Source organism: Dehalobacter sp. TBBPA1 (assembly GCF_040931655.1).
GTDB classification, from domain to species: Bacteria; Bacillota; Desulfitobacteriia; order Desulfitobacteriales; family Syntrophobotulaceae; genus Dehalobacter; species Dehalobacter restrictus.
Map to the genome: position 1 here is coordinate 114,241 of NZ_CP162385.1, position 23,260 is coordinate 137,500.

Here is a 23,260-nt window from a genome sequence, read left to right on the forward strand (position 1 = left end):
TTGCCAAAGATCTTCCTACCATTTATAGTATTATTGGACAAGCAACGAGTGCCTTATCAACCTTAATATCAAACAGGAGGAAAGCAAGTGAACCCGATATTAAATATTCTGGGCCTCGGAGACCAAGGACTTGATTCTTTGTCTCTTGCCGCCTATAAATTATTGAAAGGTTCAGATCTGATATTCCTGTGGAATGCCGAACATCCGGCAGCTTCAGATTTGATTCGGGAGGGTTTTCCGTGCCAGGAAATATTCGCAGCAGCGGAAAAAACGGAAAATATCCTTTTAGACTTAGACACAGGACTCGATTTAATTGCAGAAAAGGTTATGACGGTGTCCGGTAAGAAGCAAATAACGCTCGCTTTGCCGGGTTTCCCAATCGCGGAAGGCAGGATTACAGCCGGACTTTACCGAAGGCTTGGAACCTCTTTTACTCTGAAGGCGACAATGATCAGGGAAAATAGTGACCCGCTGGAAAGGCTCACTGCAATTATGGCCGAATTGCGTTCTGCTCGGGGGTGTCCTTGGGATAAGGAGCAGGACCATGAGTCGCTGAAGAAATATCTGATTGAAGAGACCTATGAAGTGTTGGATGCAATTGATTCCAAAAATATGAATAATTTATGTGAGGAATTGGGAGACTTATTATTACAAGTCGTGTTCCATTCCCGCATTGCAGAGGAATCTGGGCGATTCAGCCTGAACGATGTCATAAAGGGCATTTCGGATAAACTGATACGCCGGCATCCTCATGTTTTTGGGTCAGTTGAAGTAGCATCAAGCCAGGAGGTTCTGGTAAACTGGGATGAAATTAAAAAAATGGAAAAGCTGACATCCCAAAGTCCGGAAAAAGAAACGGAAAGGAATTTCTTTGATATTCCAGGAGGGCTTCCAGCGCTGCAATTCGCTGAAAAGACTCAAAAAAAGGCTTCTAAAGCCGGTTTTGACTGGGAGGATCACCGGGGCCCCCTTTCTAAAATCTATGAAGAGCTCGCTGAGCTTGAAAAGGAAGTGGGAAAAAGTCCAAGAATAGAAGAAGAACTAGGCGATTTGCTCTTTTCTATTGTTAATCTGTCGCGCTTTCTCGGAATAAACGCTGAAGAAGCCCTGCGGCAGGGGACGAAAAAATTTCAACAAAGATTTTATAAAATGATGCAAAAAATAGATTTGGAAGGACCTAACAGAGGAGGAATGAGCATAGAAAACATGAATTTTTTCTGGGAAGTGGTAAAGAGTGAAGAAAAAACTGGGGTTTGAGGTTTATTTTAGCATTTCCAAGAAGGAGAATGCAGTTTCATAGCGAATATAGAGGCTATTAGTTTATTATTATTGGGAGGGAGACTTTTGAATAAAGCGGAACTCGTTGCTGCAGTAGCAGAAAAGACCGAATTCACCAAGAAGGATGCCGAAAAAGCGGTAGCCGCAGTCTTTGACACAATCAGTCAAGCAATGGCAAGTGGTGAGAAAGTCCAATTAGTTGGTTTTGGTACATTTGAGGTTAAGAAAAGAGAAGAGCGTGTTGGTAGAAATCCTCAGACCAAAGAGGAAATTGTCATTCCCGCATGCAAAGTACCTGGCTTTAAGGCAGGAAAAGCTTTAAAAGAGTCAGTACAGTAAGTTCTTGAATTTTTTAAGTTCATAGCTTGATTGCGAAAAACCAGGTTCTTTTTGAGCCTGGTTTTTTAAGATGCATTTCAAAATAAGGAGTTGTTTTGTTTGAGACTGGACAAATATCTTAAGGTATCAAGGCTTATCAAAAGGAGAACTGTGGCCAAGGATGTCTGTGGAGGCGAAAAAGTCAGTGTAAATGGCAGAGTTGCCAAACCTTCGGCAGAAGTAAAGCCTGGAGACATTATTTGCATTGATATGCGGAATCATATCCTTGAGGTCAAGGTGCTGTCGACGCCACCAAGTGTCAAGGCGGAAGAAGCTGAGACACTCTATCAGTTGATTAAAGATGAAAAAAAATAATGATGTCTAAACCCCCGACTTTCTGAATAAGTATTTATTCAGAAAGGGCTTTGGGGGGGATGGAAATGACAGGCCAACAGGAAATTGAGCATAAGATTGTTATCAAAGACAGAAGACTACTTACGGTTTCAGGGGTAAAAAAGGTAAAATCGTTCGACCCCAAAGAGATTACGCTGGATACCACAAAAGGTAGGGTGACGATTAAGGGGCGGGACCTGGGTGTAAACAATCTTAACCTCGAACAATCAGAACTGGAGATTGAAGGCCAAATTGACATGCTGACTTATGCTGCGAGTGGATCTGGAGAATCCTCCAAAGGAGTATGGGAAAAAATTTTCAAATAGCCTTTTGAAGGGGGCGAAATCGGGATTAGCGAGTTTGCTGTTTTGATTAGCATTGTCCTAAGTGGATTACTTGTTGGGATATGTTTTGATTTTTACCGAATGTTACGCTGGCATTTGGGCCTGACAAAGATACAGACGTTTTTGGGGGATTTACTTTTCTCTATTGCTGCGCTTGGAATTATTTTTTGCTTAGCGCAAAAAGCAAATTACCTTGAATTTCGTTTTTATCTTTTTTTGGGAAGTTTGTTAGGTCTTTTGCTCTATATTGCGATTTTTAGCCGATATGTTAAAAAAATTTTTGATGTATTATTTCGCTTGATCCGTTACGTTAGCCAATTCATTAGAAAGCTTATCCAGGCATTTTTGCGGGGTGTTTACATCGGAATTGCCGGAATGATGCGGATTCCCTATGGCATTCTGCGCTGGCTGGGGATGCTTCTGTATCGGATCGGTGAAGCGATAAGCCGGAATACTTTGATCAAAAAAAGCAAATAGTATTGATTTTGACTAGCTTTAATTATATAATAACTATACTTATAATATTTTTGTAGTCGATTTGTAGGGAATATGTAGCTGGTATGTAGACGGATTTTTGTCTTTGTTGGTAAATTGACAATAAGGAAAAGAAGATTTTGCACTGGGAAATACGAGGATTGGAAAAACTGAGTTTCCGGGAGAGACAAGCTGTCATGCTTAAAGAAAGCGGGCGTTCCAGCGAGGATATCGCCAAGGTTTTGGGGATAAGCGGCAGTTCTGTTTCAACCATGCTCGCAAGGGCCAAGACCAAAGGATATCAGATCATCGGAATCATCCAGGATCATGAATTAGGGCTGAATTATCCACTGGAGGATGATGAGGAAAATGAGAAATAGCAAAAAGCATACAAAAAAGAGAATAAAAAAGATAAACCCAATATTCGTAATTGTTTTGGGGATTGCTTTGATGTTAGGCGGAAGCTGGTCCTATCAGCTGCTTCAGTTGGATCGTTCCATTGAGCAGCAAAAAGCAGAGCTCGAGAGTAAAAAGCTTCAGATTATTGCTCAAAATGGTCAATTGCATGAGGAAATAGAGAAATTAAATACCCCGAGTTATGTGGAACAATTAGCCAGAGAAAAACTTGGACTGGTTCGTAAAGGAGAAATTTTAATAGCTCCCAAAGAGTCGGAAAATTAATCTATAAATGATAAGTGTATTTGATAAGCGCTGCCGCACAACGAATTATTTTTAATTTGTTAACGGCAGCGCTTTTTGATCAGGTAATATCATGTCAATTGGGCGGTGATATTCGTATATGATACAATGCCAATAGTTTTTTTGCTGAAGCAAGAAAAATGATTGCCAACGGAGATTCCTGAATTAGACAAGCTTCGCGGCAGCCATCAGCTATAATAATTCCATTAAGTGGAAGAGGTGGCATTATGGCTGAATGGGCAACACTCAAAGCGGAAAAAATTATTAACCGATTTTCTGACTCACTGGGAATACAATGTCTGATTGTTATCGGAGGTTTTTTAACAGCCCGGGCAAACCTATTGGGTATTTATCCATTTGCTATTGCCTATCTTGCAGTTCTCGGCATGAATATGAAAAAATGGATTCTGCCGGGTCTTACCGGAATTACGGTCGGTTTGGTATCTGTCCAGGATTTCTCAGTGTTTCTGGAAGTTATGCCGAGTGCGGTTCTAGGTGTTCTGGCAGTTCAGATGATCAAAGAGAGCAAGGGAAAAATACTTCTTCTCGCTGGGCTTACGGCACTTGGAACCTTACTGCCCGGATTAGGCGTATCATGGTTTACCAATGGCTTCGGAGTGGAGTCTATCTTGCTGGTAATGGTCCAAAGCATTATTGCGGCAGGCTTCTCAATTATTTTTTTCTTTGCGTTTCATCATAAGGAAAGCCTTATGAAGGGCAATTTCAAGGGCGAACAAGGTATGGTGTGGATTTTAGTTCTGGCAGTCTGCTTAAGCGGCTTACAAGGGCTCGCTTTTGGGAAAATCAATTTACAGATCACATTTCTGGGGTTCTTTCTGCTTTTTGTGGCCTATAAATACGGAGCTGGTTCAGCTGCAGGTGTCGGAGCAATTTTAGGCTTTTTGTTAAAATGGAATCTTGGAATCGATAACCTGATTGATGCGGGACTCTACAGCTTACTCGGGTTTATGTGCGGAGGGTTTACCCGTTTTGGCAAGATGGGAGTTGCGGCTGCCTACAGCGCCTCTATTTTGATGGCCTCTTTTTTTGTCAATGAGACATTTTTGACTTCTCATCTTTATTCGTCCGCGCTTGCGCTTCTTATGTTTTTCTTATTACCCGGAAAACATGAAAAATTTTTTCTGAAGAATAAAGTAATGCCAGAAATCGAAACAACAGTAAGCAAAGTCAAAACTGTTGGTGATCTATTTGATCAGCTTGCTTATGGTTTCCAGGCGGCAGGACTTGAATCCAGGCTGCAGCCGGAAGTACCGGAAATGATGAATACCCTGGTCGATAAGATATGTCGGCATTGCCCAGATTCAAATTATTGCTGGCAGCAGGATTTTCACCAAACCTATCATTTTATGTATGACTTGTTTGCCTATGAAGAGAAAAGAATTCAAAGAAACCAAACCGGTGAAGCTTCAGACCAAATCAATCAGGAGAAAGTGCCTGTCGAATGGGGAAAATGCAGTAAACTTGAAGAAGTCATGCTGGCGGCTCAATTTATTTTGGAGCAGGAAAAAGACAAAGAGGTTTGGCAAAAACGTCTGGCCATAAACAGAGAAGCCTTAGCCGGCCAGTACAGAAGTGTATCTCAGGTGATCGGGCACCTCGCCCAGGAGCTTCATTCTCAGCATAATCACGAAGACGGAAAACCACTGGTCTGGTCCCGCAAGCATAAACTGGTTTTAGATCTGGGTATCGGCTCTTTTATTAAAACCGGTAATGGCATAAGCGGCGATAACTTTAGTTCGGTTTCGTTATCTTCATCCAAAAACGCGCTGATTATCTGTGACGGTATGGGCGCAGGGGAAGAGGCGGCCAGGATGAGCTCAGCGGCACTTACAATACTGGAACAGCTTCTGAGTACTGGATTTGAACCGGAGAGTGCCATCAAAGCGCTTAATTCAATCCTGGTTTTACGTTCTCCGGAAGAGAGCTTTGTCACCGTCGATATGGCCGTGTTGAATATCGAGGCAGATCAAGCCAAGCTGATTAAAATTGGAGCAGCACCGACCTATATCATCAGCAGAAACAAAGTAGATGCAGTAAAAACATCAAGTCTGCCGGCTGGTATACTGAACGATATTGATATCCCGGCGATTGATATTCCTTTTAAAGACGAGACGCTTGTCATCGTAACAGACGGAATCTTGGATGTAGCTAAAAGAAAGGACGATTGGCTCAAAGAATATCTGAAGAACAACAGAAGTTTATCTTCGCAGGATCTGGCCGACAGTATTGTCAAAGAAGCACGAAGACTGTCCGGGGACTGCCTGGAGGATGACGGGGTTGTCCTGGTTGTCAAGAGGAAGGACTTGGCCGGAAATGATGCCAGAAATTAAACCCAGTTTTAAGCTGTTGTTAAGATTTAACCTTTATATTAAAAATAAAAATATTTGTTTTAAATGCTTTGACAAATCGGCAAAATCTGGAGAGAATAGTATTAATACGATTTTAGGAAGGCTGCGGAGAAAATAATGTATGAAAGCTTGAGCTCGGAGGTATTGCCGCAACAAATTCCGTCTCAGTCCAAGGTGCTTGTAGCTGTTTCGGGAGGACCGGACTCGGTGGCCCTGGCTCATGTCATTTACCGCTATTCGTGCGAAAATCAAGATAAGAATATTTCTTTTGTTATTACGCATGTCAATCATAAGGTCAGGAGAGAAGCCGACAAGGAAGCGGAGCTTGTTAAGAATCTTGCTGGGGAATGGAAAGCAGGATTTATTTTGCATGAATTTGATGCAAAACGTAACGCTTCAGCTTGCCGCCAAAGTTTTCAGGAAGCATCAAGGGAATGGCGCTATGCCCGCTGGAAGGAAGACATGGAAGCGTGGGGCTGTGATTTACTGGCCACTGCCCACCATTTGGGAGATCAGGCGGAAACTGTTCTCTACCGTCTCTTAAGAGGGAGCGGAACAACAGGACTCGCAGGCATTTATCCTGTTAAAGACAAAATCATCCGTCCGCTCCTTTCGGTAACAAAAGAAGAAATCCTGGAATACTGCAAAGTTCAAAGTCTTCCCTATTCAATTGACAAGAGCAATCTGGAAACGGACTATTACAGGAATAAGATCAGACTCGAGCTAATTCCTGGACTGGAAAGCAAATATAATCAGAGGATTACGGATGCTTTGGGACGAACAGCGGAACTGCTGCGCTGGGACGAAGAATATATTTGTGCCCAGACGGAAGCTTTGTGGCCCAGGTACTGTCTCCGGGCAGATCATACCAGAGTCCTGCTTTCGCACGAAGCCTGGAAAGAACCGGAGGCAATCCTTTCTCGCCTGCTCCGGAAAGCGGCTTCGCAGGTATCGGGAGAAACAAGAGGGCCAGCGTTTAAATTTGTTAAGCTTTGGATGCAAAAGGGGCAACAGACCGGATGGCGTCAGGATCTTCAAGGTTTTAAGGTAGAAGTTGTCAAGCAAGGCCTTTTCTTTTTTAACGTAGAGCGAGAATCAAAAGAGTATATTTCCGGGAAAGATAGAATTGAAGAGTTCCGGCTTTTTGTCAAGTTACCTCTTGCTTTGAACGTTTGGAATAAAATTACGGAGTTAAAAGTACAGGTGGGAATTTTTGATTTCTATCCGGAAGAACAGCATGTTTTGTGGAGTACCGAACTTGATCCGGTCCAAATGTCTGTTCAGACTGAGCCTTTGGTATGTAGGACGAGACAGGCCGGAGACCGTATTTATTTTAAGAATTTAGGGCATAAAGCAATTAAAAAGGTTTTTCAGGACAAAGATATTCCTGCTGGGGAACGTGATAAGATTCTGTTTTTTGCTTTTGGCGATCTCGTCGTCTGGATCCCAGGTGTATGCAGGGGAGATAGCCTTTTGCCGGCTGGTCCGCAATCTTCCAGACTGTATTTGGTTGTGGCTGAAATATAAGGTTTTCTACTATTTTGGATTGATTGTAAAATAGGAAACCACATGATATAATATCTCATAGTTTTTCAAACGTTCGAATAATGTACTTTAAGTATTGACAATATGTTTCCATCAATGAGAGGAGGATCTTCGGATTGAAAATACTAAAAAATGTCGCGATCTATTTGTTGATTATTCTTCTTGCAGTTTTGCTTATCAAATGGGCAAATCCTCCTGAAGCAAAGGATACCAGTCTAAAATATAATGCTTTTAAGCAAGCTATTGCTTCGGGCGGCGTCAGTGATGTTTCCGTTCAGGTCAATGATAAATACTACGTCTATACCGTTACCATGAAAGACAGCAAGATCTACGAAGTCGCCGGTCCCTCGGGAGATCAAACCCTTCTGGATGAGATGGAAAAACAGAATATCAACCTTACATTTGAGCCTCCGGCCACTGTACCGTGGTGGGTTTCTGTCCTGCCGACTCTCCTGATGTTCCTGTTTATTTTTGGGTTGTTCTTCTACATGATGCAGCAAACCCAAGGCGGCGGAAGCAAGGTAATGCAATTTGGCAAAAGCAGGGCACGGTTGGTATCAGATGAACACAAATATACGTTTAAAGATGTTGCAGGTGCAGATGAAGTTAAGGAAGAATTGGAAGAAATCGTAGAATTTCTGAAATCACCGAAAAAATTCAATGAGATTGGAGCTAAGATTCCGAAAGGGGTACTCCTTTTTGGCCCTCCCGGAACCGGAAAAACTTTGCTGGCGAAAGCCGTTTCCGGAGAAGCCGGAGTTCCGTTCTTCAGCATCAGTGGTTCCGATTTTGTGGAAATGTTTGTTGGTGTTGGAGCCTCAAGGGTGAGGGATCTTTTTGAACAGGCTAAAAAGAATTCCCCCTGTATCGTTTTTATCGATGAAATTGATGCTGTGGGACGTCAGCGCGGTGCCGGCTTGGGCGGCGGCCATGATGAGCGCGAGCAGACCCTGAATCAGCTTCTGGTCGAAATGGACGGATTTAACGGTAACGAAGGTGTCATCGTCATTGCTGCGACCAACCGTTCGGATATCCTGGATCCGGCTCTTCTCCGTCCTGGGCGTTTTGACAGACAGATTGTTGTCACTCTCCCGGATATCAAAGGAAGAGAGGAAATTCTGATGGTCCATGTCAAGGGTAAACCGTTAGCTTCAGATGTTAACCTTGAAGTTTTAGCGCGCAGAACCCCCGGCTTTACAGGGGCTGATCTTGCCAATCTGGTCAATGAAGCTGCTTTGCTTTCAGCCCGGCGTAATGAGAAGAAAGTCGATATGAAGGCGTTGGAAGATTCGATTGAAAGAGTCATTGCCGGTCCGGAAAAGAAAAGCCGGGTGATCAGTGATTTTGAAAAGAAACTGGTTTCTTACCATGAAGCCGGCCATGCGCTTCTGGGAGAATACCTTCCGCATACGGATCCTCTGCATAAGGTTTCGATTATACCAAGAGGCCGGGCAGGAGGCTATACGCTGCTGCTGCCGAAAGAGGACCGCAACTATATGACGAAGTCCCAGCTGCTTGACCAGGTCACCATGCTTTTGGGTGGCAGAGTAGCTGAAGCTCTGGTTTTGCATGAGATCAGTACCGGCGCTTCCAACGACCTGGAACGTGCGACAGGCATCGTAAGAAAAATGATTACCGAACTCGGGATGTCGGAAGAGCTCGGACCGGTAACTTTCGGCCATAAAGAAGAACAGGTTTTCCTGGGACGTGATATTGCGCGTGACCGTAATTACAGTGAATCTGTAGCCCAGGCGATTGATCATGAGGTGCGCCGTATCATTGATGAATCTTATCAAAAGGCGCAGGATATCATTTCAGAGAAAATTGAGATTCTGCATGCGATTGCCCAGGCACTGATGGTCAATGAAACGCTGGAGGCAGACTCTTTTCAGGATATTATTGCCAAATATGACGAGTCACGCATAGGTGATCCTTATGACACGCCTCTGTCCGCAAACGGCAACAGTACGGAAGATAATGAACCAAAAGAAGAAAGTGAAAATGCTTAAGGTTGACAAGATACTTGCTCAGATGAGCTCAAAATATCTTATAATAGACATTTAAGGAGGATTCCCGTGGAAAGAACTTTTCTTATGCTTAAGCCGGACGCCATTCAAAGAGGTCTGGTGGGTGAAGTGATTGGCAGGTTTGAAAAGAAAGGATTTAAGCTTGTTGGCTTAAAGTTGATCCAGGTAGACAGAGCCTTGGCGGAAGAACACTATAAGGAACATAAGGGTAAAGGTTTTTTTGAACCTACCGTTCAGTATATTATGTCCTCGCCGGTTGTGGCGATGGTCTGGGAAGGCAAGAATGTAGTCGCTATAGCTAGAGAAATGATGGGGGCGACCAATCCTGCCAATGCCAACCCTGGTTCTATCAGAGGCGCTTATGCGATGGACATCAGCAGAAACGTCATCCATGGCTCAGATTCTGTGGAAAGTGCCGAGAGGGAAATTTCCTTGTACTTCAAACCGGCGGAGATTCTTCATTATGCAAAAGCCGGTGAAGAGTGGCTTAGCGAGTAAATACAAGGACACCCATTCGGGTGTCCTTTTTACAGTCTGTCAGAAAAACTCAAAGTACTTTCTGAACCAAGTTTTGTTTTATATGTCAGAATAAGCCGGGGTGAATCAGATGCAGGATAAAAAGAAAATGGCATGGATGATGATCAGTGTGGGTATGCTGCTGATCGGTGTTTTTCTTGTAATTATTATTAAATCCTATATGGCTGATCAAAATGCTTCTTCGCAGGAGAAAAATCTCCCGAGCCTTCTTCAGCTGGAGATGGAGAATGAACAATTGGCTGGAGAAAATGACAAACTGCTGGAAGAATTGACGAAGTATCAGGCGGGGGAAAGCGCTGCGGCCCTGGCTTCCGAGCAGTTGGAGCAGGCGAAGATCAGTGCAGGGCTTGTGTCCCTCAGTGGCCCGGGCATTGTGATCGTTCTGGATGATTCTGATCAGAAGCGAAGCACAAGTAATGGGAACATTGGGAATTATTATATCCATGAGGAATACTTGAGGGCAATCGTCAATGCACTGTGGAATGGCGGAGCTGAGGCCATTTCGATTAATGACCAGCGGATTACTTCTAATACAGAAATATTCTGCAGCGGTTCTTATATTAAGATCAACAACACAAGACAGATGCCACCGTATAACATCGTGGCGATTGGCAATCAGGATAACTTAAAATCGGCTCTTCAGTTTTACGTATGGGACATGCTCGGGGAATATCAGCAACAATACGGCATAACCCGTAAACTGGAAATACCTAAGGAATCTGTCACAGTACCTGCCGCCAATCAGTACAGTTATAAGTATGCACAGCCTGTCAAGGAGGGTTAGACTTGATAAACAAACATGTCATAACGGTTGCGACGATTGCCGCCGTAGCGATTGGCTTTTTGATTTCCCTTCAATTTCAGGCGCAAAGAGAAGTGGACAGTGCAGAAAAAATTCAGCAGCAAAGAGTTGAGCAGACCGATACGGTGATGAAAACCTTGCAGGATGAAAACAATTCTTTGCAGGAAGAATATAATCGAATATCTGCAGAATTGGAAAGATACAGGAACCAAAACAGTGAGAATCCCTATCTTAGGGCAAGACTGGATCAGCTTAAAATCGCTGACGGAACCATCGCTGTTACCGGACCTGGGGTTAAGATGATTGTCAAAGACAGCGGTCCGGATACTGATGCAGTTATCCCGCTGAGTACGGATGAGCTGCGCGAGATCGTGAATGTCCTGCGATTGGCAGGAGCAGAAGCGATCAGCATCAATGGTCAGCGGATTGTTGCTTCGACTTCGATTGTTATCAGCGGGACAGCGACAATCCTGGTGAATTCAGTCCCGATCAGCAGGATTGGCGGAACCACGTATGAAATCCTGGCTATTGGCAAACAGGATGATCTACTCGACTATTTGACGAACATGATCGCGATTGACTTGAAACAATTTGGCAGAAAAGTTGAAATAACCCGCGAAACGGTGACAATTCCATCCTTTAAAGGAAGCTATACCTTCGAGTACGCTTCGGAGGTAAAGAAAGGATAACCTGATAACAGGTGAGCGCCTGAATTGGAGAAAATGAATTCATTAATTAAGGCGGAAAAGGAGTGAAGGATTTGAAGGCGTACAATATGCGATGGCTAAAAATAGACAGCCTGCTGCAGGCTGAAAGAGCCCTAAGCCAGGTTGGCGTTGACCCTGGTGGTCTTCCATATATGAACGGCAAGGCTTTGACCAAACCGATCAAGCTGGAGAATGTACCGGCTCCGGTAGCCTTGGTTCTGAAACAGGAAATGCTCTCCTCCGGTGGAGATGCAGCTGTCCATAAAGATTTGCTCGACAACGGAGCACCGGAAAGCGATGTGTTGCTTATAGGTACCTATAAGCAGTTAACCAAACTTGCGGACAGACTGGCGACGATGTCCGCGGAGTTCCAATCCCTCGCTCAGTCCTTATGCGAGCTGATGACCTATTTGGAGGAACCTCCGGCTGGAATCATTGATTGCAGGGGAAAGAGTCTCATTTGGGGTCAAAAGACTTTGATCATGGGAATATTAAACGTAACGCCGGATTCCTTTTCCGACGGCGGAAAATTTGACAACATCGAGAATGCTTTAAAGCAGGCGGAAAAAATGGTTGCCGACGGTGCTGATATGCTTGATATTGGCGGGGAGTCCACCCGCCCGGGATATGGCGGCGTCAGTGCCGAAGAAGAGTGGTCCAGACTTGAACCGGTACTTAAAGCACTTATCCCGGTCTGTTCGGTTCCAATATCGATTGATACCCAAAAAGCAGCTGTTGCAGCCAAGTCTTTGCGGTTGGGGGCCCATATCATTAATGATATCTGGGGTTTGCAGAAAGATCCTGAAATGGCCGGCATTATTGCAGAATATCAAGCTCCGGTCGTGATAATGCATAATCAGGATCATACAGAATATAAGAATATGATGGGTGAAATATTGTCATTCCTGGAGCGTAGCATTGAAATGGCTCTAGACTGCGGATTGACGCAGAATCAAATTATTGTCGATCCCGGAATCGGGTTTGGAAAAACACCGGAACAGAATATGGAAGTCTTAAGCCGGATGGAAGAATTTAAATCGCTAGGGTGTCCTCTTCTTCTGGGAGTATCCCGCAAATCTGTGATTGGACGGACCTTGAACCTTCCGGTTGATCAAAGGCTCGAACCGACGATTGCGCTGGGGACGCTCGGAATTGTCGCCGGAGCAGATATTCTGCGTGTGCATGATGTTCCCGAAAACAAAAAGGCTGCGCTTATCACTGACCTGGTGATACGTCGAAAAAGAGGAGAAGATTATGAAGGAAAGTGATGTCATTCACCTGCGTGGTATGGAGTTTTATGCTTACCATGGGGTGATGGAGGAGGAGCAGGTTCTCGGCCAAAGATTTCTGATTGACGTGGACATCTTCCTGAAAAAACCGGTCAGTATGCAGGACAATCTAGCGGAAACTGTCAATTATGCTGAAGTCTATCAAGTAATCAAAAATTGTGTCCTTGATCAGCGTTATCAGCTGATCGAAACGCTTGCCGAAAAAATAGCCTTGGAAATTACAACCGGATTTTGCTGTTCAGGCGTCCGGGTAGAGGTACATAAGCCGAATGCCCCGGTTTCCGGAATTCTTAAGGATATATCCGTAGAAATCATACGGGAGAAAAAAGATGAGAGCATTTTTAAGTTTGGGGAGCAATGAAGGAGACCGCAAGGAATATTTGGATCGGGCACTCAATATGCTGATGGATACTTCAGGGATCATGATTCAGCGTATTTCCAGCCTCTATGAGACTGAGCCCTGGGGCAATGTTGACCAGTCACCTTTCCTGAATATGGCCATTGGCATTGAAACGGAGCTGGATCCTTACGAACTGCTTAAGGTCTGCCAGCAAATTGAAACGTCTCTAGGAAGAAAACGACTGACTCATTGGGGGCCGCGCACCATTGATATCGATATTCTTTCCTATCAGGATTACGTAATTCAGACTGAAAAACTGACAATTCCGCATCCCTTTATGGAACAAAGAGAGTTCGTACTGGCTCCGCTAAGAGAAATATCACCGGATTATATTCTGCAGTCAGGAAGAGTAATCGGAACTGTTCAAGGCGAAGGACTTATTAAAAAAATTACTAAAATATAGATAAAAATAAGATCAATACGTTTTAAGTAAAATTATAAAAAATCATAAAATATGGATGGTTCTTTAAGATTTTTCTTTATTATTTCTCTTCTTTATCATATACTAAAGAGTAAGCTGCAGACGATATCTGTATAGAGTTGTACCGTAGCAGTTCTACTATTTTTTATGACTGATCGGATCGTGCATCAACCGCTTGGATTATTACTACTGGGACGGTGAAGGCAGGGTATATGTTGAATTCGTTTATAACAATACACCTTCACCATGTGAGGTGTATTTTTTGTCAGAAAATACAATAAAATTTGGAATCATCGGAACTGGCGTGGTCGGGACATCTCTGGCGATTCTGTTGGAGAAAGCAGGGCTGGAGTGTATCGGAGTCCATACCCGCGGCAAAAGGTCATATGATCATTTTCGCAGATACTTGCCAAAAGAGCAGCTTGGATTGAAGCAGCTTGTGATGGAGTCAGATCTGATTTTTATTACGACTCAGGATTGCAACATTGAAGACGCAGCGGCCAGACTTTCTCAGGAGAAGGATATTAAACCAGGTCAAATCTGGATTCACTGCTCAGGGTCTTTGCCTTCGGGGGTCATGTGTCAGGATCCTGTACTGCCTGTCGGCTACCTATCCCTGCATCCACTGCAGGCCTTTGCAAATATTGATGTCACGGTTTCCGTCATGAAGGGAACCTATTTTGGCATAGAAGGCAGCAGTCCGGAGGTTGAGCGCCAAGGGGAGGAACTGGTTATGTTATTAGGCGGGATTCCACTTAAAATTAATCCGGCTAAAAAAAGCCTTTATCATGCTGGAGCGGTTGTCGTCTCAAATTATCTTGTTTCGCTGGTCCTGCTGGCAGTCAAACTATTTGAACAGGCCGGAATAGAGCGTAAAGACGCTCTGGCTGCCTTACTTCCGCTGTTAGCCGGATCCTGTCGGAATATTGGCAAACTGGGGCTTCCTGGGGCGCTTACAGGGCCAATTGCCAGGGGAGATGCCGAAGTCGTCGCAAGACATTTACATAGCATGCCTGAAGAGATAAGGACAGTCTATAGAGAGCTTGGAAAGCTGGCCTTGGAATTGGGATTAGAAAAAAAACTATGGGATAGGGCATCCTATCGCCCAGAAGATTTAAACGACCTGGAAGAACTTTTGAATGACTTAGGAAAGGAAACGAAGCAATGATCATTGCCGAAAAAATAGCTGAAACAAGAGAAAAAATAGCATCAGCCAAACAGTTGGGAAAAGCTGTTGTCCTTGTACCCACGATGGGCTTCTTGCATGAAGGCCATCTGTCCATGGTCAAAATAGCCAGAAATCAGGATCCGAATCACAAAAAAATCTATATTGTGATGAGTATATTTGTGAATCCCTTACAGTTTGGTCCGAATGAGGATTATGAGAAATATCCGCGTGATCTTGCCAGGGATTCGGGACTCGCCGAACAGGCAGGAGTAGACTTGTTATTTGCTCCTTCGGTCGCGGAAATGTATCCGGACGGAAAAAGCCTTACGGCAGTTCAGGTATCCCAGATCACCGAGGTTCTCTGCGGAGCCAGCCGTCAGGGACACTTTCAGGGAGTAGCAACTGTTGTGACGAAATTTTTTAATATTATTCAACCTGATGAAGCCTATTTTGGCTTAAAAGATTACCAGCAGGTTGCTGTCATCAAACAAATGACAAAAGATTTAAATAGCCCTGTTAAAATCGTGGCCTTCCCGACGGTTCGAGAAAGCGACGGACTCGCCAAGAGTTCCAGAAACGCTTATTTGAGCAGTGAAGACCGGCGGCAAGCCCCGGTGTTATTCCGTTCATTGCAGGAAGCGGAGGCACGAATTATTGAAGGTGAGACCTGCGCTGAAGTTGTCAGAGAAGAGATCAGACAGAGAATAAGCAGTGAATCAAACGGGAAAATTGATTATGTAGAAATAAGAAAAGCGGACAATCTTGCAGCTGTCGACAGTATTGACTGCCCTGTTGTGATTGCTCTTGCCGTACGTTTTGGCACAACGCGCTTGATTGATAATATTGTCGTGGAGGTGTGAGAAAAAATGTTCAGAAATATGATGAAATCAAAGATCCATAAAGCCAGGGTTACTGAAGCCAACCTGAATTATGTGGGAAGCATAACGATAGACCGCAGCCTGATGGAGCAGGCCGATATTCTGGAAAATGAGAAAGTTCAGGTCGTTAACCTGAATAATGGAGCAAGGCTGGAAACGTATGTTATTCCAGGAGAGGAGAATTCCGGAATGATCTGTCTAAATGGAGCAGCAGCCAGGCTGGTTCAGGTCGGGGATCAGGTGATTATTATTTCCTATGGGCTGTTTTCCGATGAAGAAAGCAAAGGATATACACCGAAAATTGTTTTTGTCGACGAAAAGAACCAGCCGGTCAGAATCGATGATGTTGAAGTGCACGGCGTACAGGCTTGACACATTTTATGTCGAAGAATAGAATTAGAAAAAGGTCTACGAGCGAAAGGAGCGGCTGATAATGGATAATGACGAACGCAAAGATCAGCTGATCAATGATATAAATGCTCTGCGCAAGCAAAGAAAAGCGGTAATTCTTGCCCATTATTACCAGCCGAGGGACATTCAGGATATTGCGGATTTTGTCGGAGATTCACTTCAGCTCGCCCAGCAGGCTGCCCGGACAGATGCGGATGTCATCGTATTCTGCGGGGTCCATTTTATGGCAGAAAGTGCTGCAATCCTATCCCCGGAAAAGACTGTTCTGCTTCCCGAACCTTCGGCCGGCTGCCCAATGGCTGACATGGTCGAAGCAAACCGGCTCAAAGAGGCGAAGACCAAATCGCCCGGTGCAAAGGTGGTCTGTTATGTTAATTCATCCGCAGAGGTGAAAGCCGAAAGCGATATTTGCTGTACATCATCCAATGCAGAGAAAATTGTTCAATCTCTTGGAAAAGAGGAGATCCTGTTTGTGCCTGACGGCAACCTCGGTGGATATATTGCAGCCAAAACGAACAGAAAGATTAACCTGTGGCCGGGATTTTGTCCGACCCATCACAGACTCGCCAGGGAAGATATCTTAAAGGCGCGGGAGGAACATCAGGGAGCAAAAGTTCTGGTTCATCCTGAATGCCGCGAGGAAGTCTGGCGGGAAGCCGATTATGTTGGCTCTACTGCCGGAATTATTAAGTATGCAGAAAATTCGACGGACACCGAATTTATTATTGGAACGGAATGCGGCATTTTGCATGAACTTACTAAACGCTGTCCTGGAAAACAATTTTATATGGCTTCAGCGCATATGATCTGCCCGAATATGAAAAAGATCAGCTTGCAGAAGGTCAAGGATACCCTTTCAAACATGGCACCGGTCGTTACTGTGTCAAAAGAAATCAGAGAGAAGGCGGTCTGCGCGCTGGAAAGAATGCTGGCCGTCCAATAATGAACATATGATATTGAGGATGAGTAAGAGATATGAATGAGAATGACTATCTGATTCCCTGGGACAAGGATAAGCTTGAGATCTTCCAGACCGAAGTGCTTATTCTCGGAAGCGGAATTGCGGGATTGTTTGCAGCAATCAAACTTTGTCCCAAATATGAAATAACCGTTCTGACCAAGAAAGATGTGATGGCAAGCAACACTGAGCATGCTCAGGGAGGTATTGCCGTTGCTCTTAATGAGGATGACTCTCCTGAATTTCACTATGGCGATACCATTAAAGCCGGAGCAGGGCTATGCAACCTGAAAGCAGTCAAGATCCTGGCTGAGAAAGGACCGGAGTGTGTCAGTAAGCTGATTGATTTTGGCACCAAATTTGATGAAAGCAATAATAAACTGGATTTTACGCGGGAAGGTGCCCACAGCAAAAGCAGGGTACTGCATGCTCACGGTGATGCCACCGGCGGAGAAATAGAACGTGCCCTGGTAGAAGTTGTGCATTCCAGCCCGATTACCGTTAAAGAAAACTATTATTTAATTGATTTTGTTAAGAACAGTAAAGCAGAGGTCTGCGGAGCTCTGGTGCTTAACAATATTACCTTGGCAATGGAAATATGGCTGGCGAAAGCCGTTATCCTGGCCACGGGCGGTGCAGGTCAGATGTATAAGCATACGACCAATCCTGCGGTTGCGACAGGAGACGGGATAGCTGCTGCTTATCGGGCAGGAGCCGAACTTATGGATATGGAATTTATTCAATTCCATCCTACGGCCCTGCTGCTGCCGGGAGCACCCAATTTTTTAATTTCGGAGGCAGCCAGAGGAGAGGGAGCTGTACTGGTAAACTCACGCGGAGAACGTTTTATGGAGGGTGTTCCCGGTAAAGAGCTTGCTCCGAGGGATGTTGTATCAAGGGAGATATGGAAGCAGATGCAGACAGGACAGGTCTATCTCGATTTCAGCCCGATGGGACACTCCAAAGTCGAACAAAGGTTTCCAGGGATCCATAAAACCTGTCTGAATTATGGCGTTGATATTTCTACAGATCCGGTACCGGTTGGCCCTGCTGCGCATTACTTAATGGGCGGAGTCCGCATCAATGAATTTGGTGAAACGAATTTGCCAAATCTTTTTGCTTGTGGTGAATGTGCCTGTAATGGCGTTCATGGTGCCAACAGGCTCGCCAGCAACTCCTTGTTGGACGGATTAGTATTTGCTTCAACCATTTCTGATACAATCAATCAGAAGATTGGCGAAATGCCCAACCCGGAAGATGTTTTGCCGTATGAAGGCTGCCCCGATGAATGTGATGTCCGGGATTCCGCTGCAGACCCGGCTAATCTGAAAGAAGAACTGCAGAATATTTTATGGGATAAAGTCGGAATCATTCGGGATGAAGAACATTTGCGGCAGGCCCAGGCGGAATTAAATCAATTGATGGAACGGTTTAACCCCCATTCTGAAGTATCGGAACTCGAGCTTGGCAATATGCTTGCGATTGGAATGGTGATTATCAAGGCTGCTTTGGCACGTGAAGAAAGCAGAGGGGGCCATTTCCGACGGGATTTCCCGAATGCGGAGGAACACTGGCAAAAGCATTCTGTCTATATGAGGGGGGATTATCATGTTCGCTACGTTTCAATATGAAGAGTTGATTGAACGTGCTTTAAAAGAAGATATTGGTACCGGAGATCTCAGTACGCTGATCATTCCTGAAGATTATCAGAGTGAAGCCAGAATCTATGCCAAAGCACATGGGATTATCTGCGGCCTTTTTATTGCTGAGATGACCTTTAAGAAGATAGATCCGTACATAGACGTTCAGATGCAGGTTGAAGACGGAGACAGTATCGGACCAGGGACCCTGATCATGAAAATTAATGGTTCACTGGCAGGAATCCTTCAAGCTGAAAGAACTGTACTTAATTTCATTCAGCATCTTTCAGGAATATCTAGTATTACCAGAAGATTTGTCGAACTTGTATCTGATTTAGGCGTTAAGGTCACAGATACGCGCAAAACGATGCCGGGTATGAGAAACCTGCAGAAATACGCTGTCAGGGTCGGCGGAGGAACGAACCACCGTTTTGGTTTGTATGATGCCGTTATGCTTAAGGATAATCATCTGGACGCAATCGGAAAGCTGGCTGAGGCTGTTCAAAAAATCAAAACAAAAGTTGGCCATATGGTTAAAATAGAGGTTGAATGTGAAACGCTGGAACAGGTACGGGAAGCCGTTCTGAGCGGCGTTGATGTGATTATGCTCGATAATATGTCCCTGCAGGATATGAAAACAGCGGTTCAGTATATTAACCACCGGGTTGTCGTAGAGGCGTCCGGAGGAGTTAGGGAAGACACAGTGCGTCAAATTGCTGAGACGGGAGTGGACATTATTTCAGTAGGCAGGCTTACGCATTCGGTCGAAGCGATTGATTTTTCAATGGTCGTTGATGATTTCAAACCATCTATTCAGAAGCACCTTCATTCTGCTGAAAAAATATAATCTGGCACTTATCCGGTTCTAAAGGGAGGCGGGTACAATGATTTTGGTCATCGATATCGGGAATACGAATATTGTACTGGGTGTTTACCAAGACCGTGAGCTTATTCATTACTGGAGAATTTCCACGGAAAAAAACAATACATCGGATGAATATGCGTCGATAATTAAGAATTTATTCAGTTTTCACGATTTATCTTTCAGCAATATATCCGGGGCTATTATTTCTTCGGTTGTACCACCTGTGACGCCTGCGCTGGAATGGATGATCAAAAAGTATTTCAGCGTAACCCCGATTATTGTTGGTCCAGGCGTTAAGACCGGTATTTCCATTAATATTGATAATCCAAGGGAACTTGGGGCTGATAGGATTGTAAACGCTGTAGCTGCCTATGCCAAATACGGCGGGTTGTTAATTATTGTTGATTTTGGCACGGCAACAACTTTTTGCGCTGTCAGTGAAAAGGGAGAGTACTTAGGGGGAGCGATTGCGCCTGGAATCGGGATTTCTACTGAGGCACTCTACCAGAAAGCCTCGAAATTGCCTAAAGTAGAGATTGTTAAGACCAAAAACGTTATCGGCAAAAATACAGTCAGCGGTATGCAAGCGGGAATATATCATGGATTTTGCGGACAGATTGACCGTATTGTCGAGCTGATGAAAAAAGAACTTGGCGGAAAAATTAAAGTCATTGCAACCGGGGGTCTGGCTGAACTGATTGTCGGGGATTCCAAAATGATCGATATTATTGATCCTTTTTTAACGTTGGAAGGACTTTTGTATATTTATGAAAGAAATCTGCGGTAATTGTATATGTTGAGGTAAAAATGAAATTAGGGAAGTATCATTTGTCAGAAAAGCCTGTTTTTATGGCCCCGATGGCAGGGATAACGGATAAGGCCTTTCGGGAAATCATCCGGCTTACAGGCGGCAAATACGTCATAACGGAAATGATCAGCGATAAAGCCCTGCTGCATCATAACGCCAAGACATTTAAAATGCTTGATCTTAAAGGAGAAGAAGAACCCCGAATTGTTCAGCTTTTTGGATCTGAACCTGTCCCAATGGCCAGAGCAGCTGAAATAGCTGAAACATATGGAGCTGATATCATAGACATTAATATGGGATGTCCGACACCAAAGATTGTGAAAAATGGTGAAGGAGCATCCCTTCTTCGAAACATTCCGTTAGCGATAGAAATTATCTCCGAAGTGGTAAAGGCTGTGAGGGTTCCTGTTACCGTTAAAATCCGCCTGGGATGGGATAGTTCCACTATCGTTGCGCTTGAACTGGCGCCAATGTTAGAGCAGGCAGGAGTCAGCATGCTGACAGTTCATGCCCGGACCAGAGAACAATATTATTCCGGCAAGGCTGACTGGGAATGGATCAGTAAAATTAAAGCAAGAATTGGCATACCTGTGATTGGGAATGGGGATATTCTATCTCCGGAAGATGCGCTGAAAATGGTTCAGCTTACCGGATGCGATGGAGTCATGATAGCGAGGGGAGCTTTAGGAAATCCGTGGCTGATTGGCAGATCCCAATATTATCTCGATACGGAAACACTTCCACAGGAACCTGACAATAGAGAAAAACTTAGAATACTTATTCAGCATTTTGAAAAGATTATTGAATATAAAGGCGAAAGAACCGGTGTACAGGAGATCCGCAAACACGCTTCCTGGTATATCAAGGGTATGAGGAAAGCAGCAGAGTACCGGAACCAGATCATGAAAATCAAAAGTTACCAAGAAATGAAGACGTTGTTTTCAGGCATTTACTCGATGGAATGCCCGGACCATTAATCCGGCTATCAAAATATTAAGTAAATTTGCTTGACAATAAAATGGAGGTTCCTTATAATTACGAGTATTAAAAAGCTAGGAAGAGATTTACAGCGTATATTTTATTTTACTTGTGTATATAATGTCTCACATAAAAGGATTCAAAAAAATTACCTCATAAGAAAAAGAGGGAGGGGTATTTTTTATGCCCGAAAAAGAAGTCATTTTAACGCTTGATGGTTTGAAGAAACTGGAAGAAGAACTGGAGATTCTAAAGACCCAAAGAAGGAGAGAAGTTGCTGAAAGGATTAAACAAGCCATTGAGTTTGGAGATATATCCGAAAACTCAGAATATGAAGATGCTAAAAATGAACAGGCTTTTATTGAAGGCAGGATCATTACTCTCGAGAAAATGCTGAGAAATGCCAGAGTCATTGACGACAATGATGAAAAAGACCATGTTGCCATAGGAAGTACAGTGCTGTTAAAAGATGTTGAATACGGGGACGAAGAAGAGTATACCATCGTCGGCTCGGCAGAGGCAGATCCGGCAGTCAATAAAATTTCCAATGAATCACCGGTTGGCAAAGCTGTTCTTGGACAAATTAAAGGCAGCGTTGTTGAGGTTAATGTTCCGGCAGGAATGCTTCGTTATGAAATTGTAGATATCCGTTAGTTTATTTGCTGCTTTCTATTAAAAAATTTGTTCGTTCAATGGTCCATTTCAACAAAATGAAGCTGAATTTTAGCCCGTAATACCGCGTGATGGTGTTACGGGCTGGATAGTGTTTACAGGGTATTGGTATTATGTGAACACTAAATCTACATGTTTCCGCTGGTTAAATTTTTGTATGACTGCGTTGCCCTTCATTTCCTTGCCATCCGAAAATTTTCCTCAACGGTTTACATGTGTTTTAGAGCTGATAAGGTACTAGTTGGATAGCCTTGTTTGGTATAATATAGTATTGAACTGAAACAGATGTTGGGGGAAAAAACGATGGAAAATCTGGATATTAATGAACTGATGCGTATTCGCTTGGACAAGCTGGACAATCTCAGGGCGAAAGGTATTGAGCCCTATGCGGACCATTACTTGAGAACCCATTTATCACAAGGCATTATCGAGAATTTTGATGAGCTGGAAGGGCAGGATGTCAGCGCAGCCGGAAGAATCATGTCCAAAAGAGATCAAGGGAAAGTTCTTTTCGTGCACATTCAAGACCTTCAGGGGAAAATCCAGATCTATATTCGGGTTGATGCGTTCGGCGAAGAAATGTTTGACACGATAAAGACGTTTGATATTGGTGATATTATCGGCGTCCGCGGCAGCGTTTTCCGTACCAAAAGAGGCGAGATTTCAATAAAGGCTGAGGATATTACATTGCTATCAAAATCGCTGAGACCACTGCCGGAAAAGTTTCATGGGCTTACCAACGTCGATATCCGTTACCGTCAGCGTTATCTTGATTTGATCATGAATGCAGAAGTGAAGGAAACATTTATCACCAGAAATAAAATTATCAGAACGATGCGTGAATACCTGGAAGAGAAAGGATTTCTGGAGGTTGAGACGCCTACACTGCTTCCGATCGCAGGCGGCGCGACTGCAAAGCCTTTTATTACGCATCATAACGCGCTTGATATGCAGTTATACATGAGGATAGCTCTGGAACTTCCGCTTAAGAGGCTGATTGTGGGCGGTTTTGAAAAGGTATTTGAAATTGGCCGTAATTTCCGGAATGAAGGAATTTCGATTAAGCATAACCCTGAATTTACCATGATGGAACTATATCAGGCTTATGCAAATTATGAAGACATTATGAACCTTACAGAGGATATGATCGTTTATATTGTGGAGAAAGTTCTTCATACCCAGGAAGTTACTTATCAGGGTGAGAAGATTAATTTCGCGAAGCCCTGGCGCCGCTTGCCGATGCTTGACGCAATTAAAGAGTATGCTGGAATAGATTTTA

Annotated in this window: 25 protein-coding genes and 1 pseudogene (1 of these 26 cut by a window edge); all 26 read left to right on the forward strand. The window is 44.0% G+C overall.

What is annotated here, in order from left to right; genetic code table 11:
* The first annotated feature begins 87 nt into the window (after positions 1 to 87).
* The gene (mazG, locus tag AB3489_RS00530) at positions 88 to 1,257 is read left to right on the forward strand and encodes a nucleoside triphosphate pyrophosphohydrolase (protein ID WP_368293545.1); all 1,170 of its coding nucleotides are present in this window, start codon (positions 88 to 90) and stop codon (positions 1,255 to 1,257) included.
* Positions 1,258 to 1,344: 87 nt separating this feature from the next.
* Positions 1,345 to 1,617 carry an HU family DNA-binding protein gene (locus AB3489_RS00535; RefSeq protein WP_015042343.1) on the forward strand — a complete coding sequence of 91 codons (273 nt, stop codon included), beginning with the start codon at positions 1,345 to 1,347 and terminating at the stop codon, positions 1,615 to 1,617.
* A 99-nt stretch (positions 1,618 to 1,716) separates the two neighbouring features.
* Positions 1,717 to 1,971, forward strand: coding sequence for a S4 domain-containing protein (locus AB3489_RS00540; protein WP_019224821.1), 255 nt, complete (start codon positions 1,717 to 1,719; stop codon positions 1,969 to 1,971).
* Between the two features lie 65 nt (positions 1,972 to 2,036).
* Positions 2,037 to 2,315 (forward strand): sporulation protein YabP, encoded by a 279-nt coding sequence (gene yabP, locus AB3489_RS00545; RefSeq protein WP_368293547.1) that lies wholly within the window; start codon positions 2,037 to 2,039, stop codon positions 2,313 to 2,315.
* Between the two features lie 42 nt (positions 2,316 to 2,357).
* Positions 2,358 to 2,810 carry a spore cortex biosynthesis protein YabQ gene (gene yabQ, locus AB3489_RS00550; protein ID WP_019224820.1) on the forward strand — a complete coding sequence of 151 codons (453 nt, stop codon included), beginning with the start codon at positions 2,358 to 2,360 and terminating at the stop codon, positions 2,808 to 2,810.
* Between the two features lie 137 nt (positions 2,811 to 2,947).
* The gene (locus tag AB3489_RS00555) at positions 2,948 to 3,187 is read left to right on the forward strand and encodes a sigma factor-like helix-turn-helix DNA-binding protein (protein WP_025204977.1); all 240 of its coding nucleotides are present in this window, start codon (positions 2,948 to 2,950) and stop codon (positions 3,185 to 3,187) included.
* Complete coding sequence (locus AB3489_RS00560; protein ID WP_019224818.1) at positions 3,177 to 3,488, forward strand: septum formation initiator family protein; 312 nt, start codon at positions 3,177 to 3,179, stop codon at positions 3,486 to 3,488. The genes AB3489_RS00555 and AB3489_RS00560 overlap by 11 nt, the downstream gene beginning before the upstream one ends.
* A 245-nt stretch (positions 3,489 to 3,733) precedes the next feature.
* Positions 3,734 to 5,857, forward strand: a complete 2,124-nt coding sequence (locus tag AB3489_RS00565; protein ID WP_368293550.1) for a SpoIIE family protein phosphatase — start codon at positions 3,734 to 3,736, stop codon at positions 5,855 to 5,857.
* 135 nt (positions 5,858 to 5,992) lie between these two features.
* Positions 5,993 to 7,402, forward strand: coding sequence for a tRNA lysidine(34) synthetase TilS (gene tilS / locus AB3489_RS00570; RefSeq protein WP_368293551.1), 1,410 nt, complete (start codon positions 5,993 to 5,995; stop codon positions 7,400 to 7,402).
* A 134-nt stretch (positions 7,403 to 7,536) separates the two neighbouring features.
* Positions 7,537 to 9,429: an ATP-dependent zinc metalloprotease FtsH gene (gene ftsH / locus AB3489_RS00575; protein WP_368293552.1), complete on the forward strand. Its 1,893-nt coding sequence runs from the start codon at positions 7,537 to 7,539 to the stop codon at positions 9,427 to 9,429.
* Between the two features lie 66 nt (positions 9,430 to 9,495).
* Positions 9,496 to 9,945: a nucleoside-diphosphate kinase gene (ndk, locus tag AB3489_RS00580; protein ID WP_019224814.1), complete on the forward strand. Its 450-nt coding sequence runs from the start codon at positions 9,496 to 9,498 to the stop codon at positions 9,943 to 9,945.
* Positions 9,946 to 10,054: 109 nt separating this feature from the next.
* Positions 10,055 to 10,768: a DUF881 domain-containing protein gene (locus AB3489_RS00585; protein WP_019224813.1), complete on the forward strand. Its 714-nt coding sequence runs from the start codon at positions 10,055 to 10,057 to the stop codon at positions 10,766 to 10,768.
* Between the two features lie 2 nt (positions 10,769 to 10,770).
* Positions 10,771 to 11,475: a DUF881 domain-containing protein gene (locus AB3489_RS00590; RefSeq protein WP_019224812.1), complete on the forward strand. Its 705-nt coding sequence runs from the start codon at positions 10,771 to 10,773 to the stop codon at positions 11,473 to 11,475.
* A 62-nt stretch (positions 11,476 to 11,537) separates the two neighbouring features.
* Entirely contained in the window at positions 11,538 to 12,761 is a 1,224-nt protein-coding gene (gene folP, locus AB3489_RS00595; protein ID WP_368293555.1) for a dihydropteroate synthase, read from the forward strand.
* Positions 12,748 to 13,143, forward strand: a complete 396-nt coding sequence (folB, locus tag AB3489_RS00600) for a dihydroneopterin aldolase (protein WP_019224810.1) — start codon at positions 12,748 to 12,750, stop codon at positions 13,141 to 13,143. Before folP ends, folB begins: the two co-directional genes overlap by 14 nt.
* Positions 13,112 to 13,585, forward strand: coding sequence for a 2-amino-4-hydroxy-6-hydroxymethyldihydropteridine diphosphokinase (gene folK, locus AB3489_RS00605; RefSeq protein ID WP_368293556.1), 474 nt, complete (start codon positions 13,112 to 13,114; stop codon positions 13,583 to 13,585). Before folB ends, folK begins: the two co-directional genes overlap by 32 nt.
* 280 nt (positions 13,586 to 13,865) lie before the next feature.
* A complete protein-coding gene (locus tag AB3489_RS00610; protein WP_368293558.1) occupies positions 13,866 to 14,771 on the forward strand; it encodes a Rossmann-like and DUF2520 domain-containing protein in 906 nt (301 codons plus the stop codon).
* Positions 14,768 to 15,631: a pantoate--beta-alanine ligase gene (gene panC, locus AB3489_RS00615; RefSeq protein ID WP_368293560.1), complete on the forward strand. Its 864-nt coding sequence runs from the start codon at positions 14,768 to 14,770 to the stop codon at positions 15,629 to 15,631. Before AB3489_RS00610 ends, panC begins: the two co-directional genes overlap by 4 nt.
* Before the next feature lie 6 nt (positions 15,632 to 15,637).
* Complete coding sequence (gene panD, locus AB3489_RS00620; RefSeq protein WP_015042360.1) at positions 15,638 to 16,021, forward strand: aspartate 1-decarboxylase; 384 nt, start codon at positions 15,638 to 15,640, stop codon at positions 16,019 to 16,021.
* A 43-nt stretch (positions 16,022 to 16,064) separates the two neighbouring features.
* Positions 16,065 to 17,003: pseudogene (gene nadA, locus AB3489_RS00625) on the forward strand (quinolinate synthase NadA); the annotation flags it as partial.
* Positions 17,004 to 17,035: 32 nt separating this feature from the next.
* Positions 17,036 to 18,649 carry an L-aspartate oxidase gene (gene nadB, locus AB3489_RS00630; protein WP_368293563.1) on the forward strand — a complete coding sequence of 538 codons (1,614 nt, stop codon included), beginning with the start codon at positions 17,036 to 17,038 and terminating at the stop codon, positions 18,647 to 18,649.
* The gene (gene nadC, locus AB3489_RS00635; protein WP_368293564.1) at positions 18,627 to 19,505 is read left to right on the forward strand and encodes a carboxylating nicotinate-nucleotide diphosphorylase; all 879 of its coding nucleotides are present in this window, start codon (positions 18,627 to 18,629) and stop codon (positions 19,503 to 19,505) included. Before nadB ends, nadC begins: the two co-directional genes overlap by 23 nt.
* A gap of 37 nt (positions 19,506 to 19,542) precedes the next feature.
* Positions 19,543 to 20,310, forward strand: a complete 768-nt coding sequence (locus tag AB3489_RS00640) for a type III pantothenate kinase (RefSeq protein WP_368293566.1) — start codon at positions 19,543 to 19,545, stop codon at positions 20,308 to 20,310.
* Positions 20,311 to 20,330: 20 nt separating this feature from the next.
* Positions 20,331 to 21,308, forward strand: coding sequence for a tRNA dihydrouridine synthase DusB (gene dusB / locus AB3489_RS00645; RefSeq protein ID WP_368293568.1), 978 nt, complete (start codon positions 20,331 to 20,333; stop codon positions 21,306 to 21,308).
* A 184-nt stretch (positions 21,309 to 21,492) separates the two neighbouring features.
* Positions 21,493 to 21,963 (forward strand): transcription elongation factor GreA, encoded by a 471-nt coding sequence (greA, locus tag AB3489_RS00650; protein ID WP_019226924.1) that lies wholly within the window; start codon positions 21,493 to 21,495, stop codon positions 21,961 to 21,963.
* 321 nt (positions 21,964 to 22,284) lie between these two features.
* On the forward strand, positions 22,285 to 23,260 hold the 5' portion of the coding sequence (gene lysS / locus AB3489_RS00655) for a lysine--tRNA ligase (protein WP_368293570.1). 494 nt of this gene lie beyond the right edge of the window; 976 of the gene's 1,470 nt are visible here — the first part of the coding sequence; its start codon is at positions 22,285 to 22,287; its stop codon lies beyond the right edge, outside the window.